General features: G+C 26.7%; 3 protein-coding genes and 1 pseudogene. 3 read left to right on the top strand and 1 reads right to left on the bottom strand.

Annotated elements, in window-relative coordinates; genetic code table 11:
* The 3 genes and pseudogenes from Q0370_RS04420 to Q0370_RS04410 all read left to right on the top strand — a co-directional run.
* A pseudogene (locus Q0370_RS04420) lies at positions 1 to 360 on the top strand (TetR family transcriptional regulator); the annotation flags it as partial.
* Between the two features lie 222 nt (positions 361 to 582).
* Positions 583 to 1,122, top strand: coding sequence for an NAD(P)H-dependent oxidoreductase (locus Q0370_RS04415; RefSeq protein ID WP_299572645.1), 540 nt, complete (start codon positions 583 to 585; stop codon positions 1,120 to 1,122).
* Between the two features lie 14 nt (positions 1,123 to 1,136).
* Positions 1,137 to 1,766, top strand: a complete 630-nt coding sequence (locus Q0370_RS04410; RefSeq protein WP_299572643.1) for a hypothetical protein — start codon at positions 1,137 to 1,139, stop codon at positions 1,764 to 1,766.
* Positions 1,767 to 1,862: 96 nt separating this feature from the next.
* Here the strand turns inward: Q0370_RS04410 and rpsT are convergent, their stop codons facing one another.
* Complete coding sequence (gene rpsT / locus Q0370_RS04405) at positions 1,863 to 2,129, bottom strand: 30S ribosomal protein S20 (protein ID WP_006804906.1); 267 nt, start codon at positions 2,127 to 2,129, stop codon at positions 1,863 to 1,865.
* Between the last annotated feature and the right edge of the window lie 267 nt (positions 2,130 to 2,396).

Here is a 2,396-nt window from a genome sequence, read left to right as displayed (position 1 = left end):
TATGAAAATCAAGAGGATTTATTGGTAAAATTAGGAAAAACATATGTTATGTTTTTTTGTGAGAATCACAGATATTATCATTTCATAATTTCAAGAAAAAATATGAAAATAGATTTATTTTCAAAGTTTTCAGAAATAGAAAATAATAACGAAAAAGCCTTTAGTATATTAAAAATCGAGGCGATAAAAATACTTGAAAAAATGGGAGTGCCAAATCAGGCTATGCAAGATAAAATTATAGCAATGTGGGCCTTGGTACAAGGATTAACAACAATAATGATTACAAATGATATAAAGTATTCTGAAAGTTGGGAAGAGAAAATAGAGGAGATAATAAAATCAGTTTGTATAGTAAGGTAACCCTAAAATATGCTCAAGTACATTTGAAAGAAACTATTAAAAGTTATGTAAATTTAAGGTTTGAGTAAAATAGTTATGGCGTTTGAGTTTAATTTTAAGACGTTTTATCATAGAATTGAAAGTTGCTGGTTATTGTAAGATTTTGAAACTTAAATTGTTAATATTTAGCAGTTAAATTTTAGATAGATTTAATATATCTATGGTCTATGGAAGGTGAGAAATATGGAATTAATTATACACGATTTAGATGATGAAAAATTAGAAAATTTAAAGTGGAAAATTGAAAAAAAGGAAAAAATTACGGATAAAATAAAAGACAGTATAAATCAAAGGAAAATAATAGTTGATGAAGATGTGTCTATAATTTGTGACAGCGGTAGGATTAAAAGCTGTATGGGATGTTTTGAATGCTGGATTAAAACTCCAGGAAAATGTAAAATTAGGGATGGATATGAAAATATAGCAAAATTATATTCAAAAGCAGACAAAGTCGTAATTATAAGTCAATGTGTCTATGGTTCTTACAGTCCATTTGTAAAAAATGTGCTAGATAGGACAATTCCATATTTGTTGCCATTTTTTAAATTTAAAAATAAAGAGATGCATCATATCCCACGAAATAAAACAAAATTTGGATTAAATGTGTATTTTTATGGAAAAAATTTATCATCAAATGAAAAGATAGCCGCTAAAGAAATAGTAAAGGCTAATAGCGTGAATTTAGATGTAAAAACTTTTAAGGTTTCTTTTTTGGAAGATTAGGAGAATGATGAGATATGAAAATTAGTATAATAAATGGAAGTCCAAAAGCAATTAAAAGCAATTCCGAAATATTGGGAAGTTATTTATCATCTTTGCTTAAAGAAAATGAGATAAAAGAATATTATTCAATTTATGCTAGATTGGATGATAAGATTAAAAATGAAATTCATAACAGCGACATTTTAATATTTCTTTTTCCCTTGCATGTTGATGGAATTCCGTCCAATCTGTTAAAATTACTTGTAAAATTTGAAGAGGAAAAAGTTATAAAATCTGAAACTAAAATTTATTGCATAGTGAATAATGGATTTTATGAAAGTAAGCAAAATCGATTAGCAATTTTGCAGATAAAAAATTGGTGTGAAAAGGTTAATGCGAGATGGGGGCAAGGAATTGGCGTAGGCGCAGGAGAATTGCTGCCACATTTGAAAAAATATCCATTGGGGCGAGGACCGCTAAAAAATTTAGGTAAAGTGTTAGATAAATTTTCCGCTAATATTCTAACTTTAAAAAGTGATGAGGATATTTATATAAATCCAAACTGGTTAAAAAGCTTATATTTTTTTCAAGCTACAATTTCATGGATTTTAAAAGGTAGAAAAAATAATTTGAGAGTAAGAGAACTTTTTAGAAAAAGTAATTAAAGTTGTGTAATAAAAAAGACTATCCTTAGATTATGATAGTCTTTTATTTTTGTTAATCTTAAAAAAATTTTTTTAAAATCAATCAGTAGCAAAAAATTAATTTGCCAATGAATTAACTTTTAATGTTAATCTAGATTTTTTTCTTGATGCAGTGTTTTTCTTAATAACACCTTTTGTTACAGCTTTATCTAATTCTTTATATGCTACTTGTAATGCTGATTTAGCTTCGTCGACATTTTTAGCTTCAACAGCGGCAAGCACTTTTTTTACGAAAGTTCTAGTTCTGCTTCTGATAGCTTGATTTCTAGCTGCATTTCTTTCACCAATAAAAACTCTTTTTTTAGATGATTTTGAGTGTGCCATTTATTTCTCCTTTCAATAGTTTTACTTATAAAATAAATTGCTATATAGTTAAATATATTGCAAATTACACAATATATTATCATTTTTTTCAATAAAAATCAAGCCATAAAGAATAAATTTTTCTGTTTTCTGTTAAAAGTTATTTTGATTAATAAGTATTTTTTTCTTTATATTTTTAATTTATTTTTAACGCAAGGGCATCAGACGCCATGCCCTTGCATCCCCGCTTAACGCAAAACTTTCTTATAAAAGAAAAATAGAACTCGC

Origin of the sequence: uncultured Leptotrichia sp., from assembly GCF_938036635.1 — a bacterium.
In the GTDB taxonomy this organism is placed as follows: Bacteria; Fusobacteriota; Fusobacteriia; order Fusobacteriales; family Leptotrichiaceae; genus Leptotrichia; species Leptotrichia hongkongensis.
The sequence above is the reverse complement of the archived record's forward strand: the minus strand, read 5'-3'. Positions and strand labels throughout refer to the sequence as shown.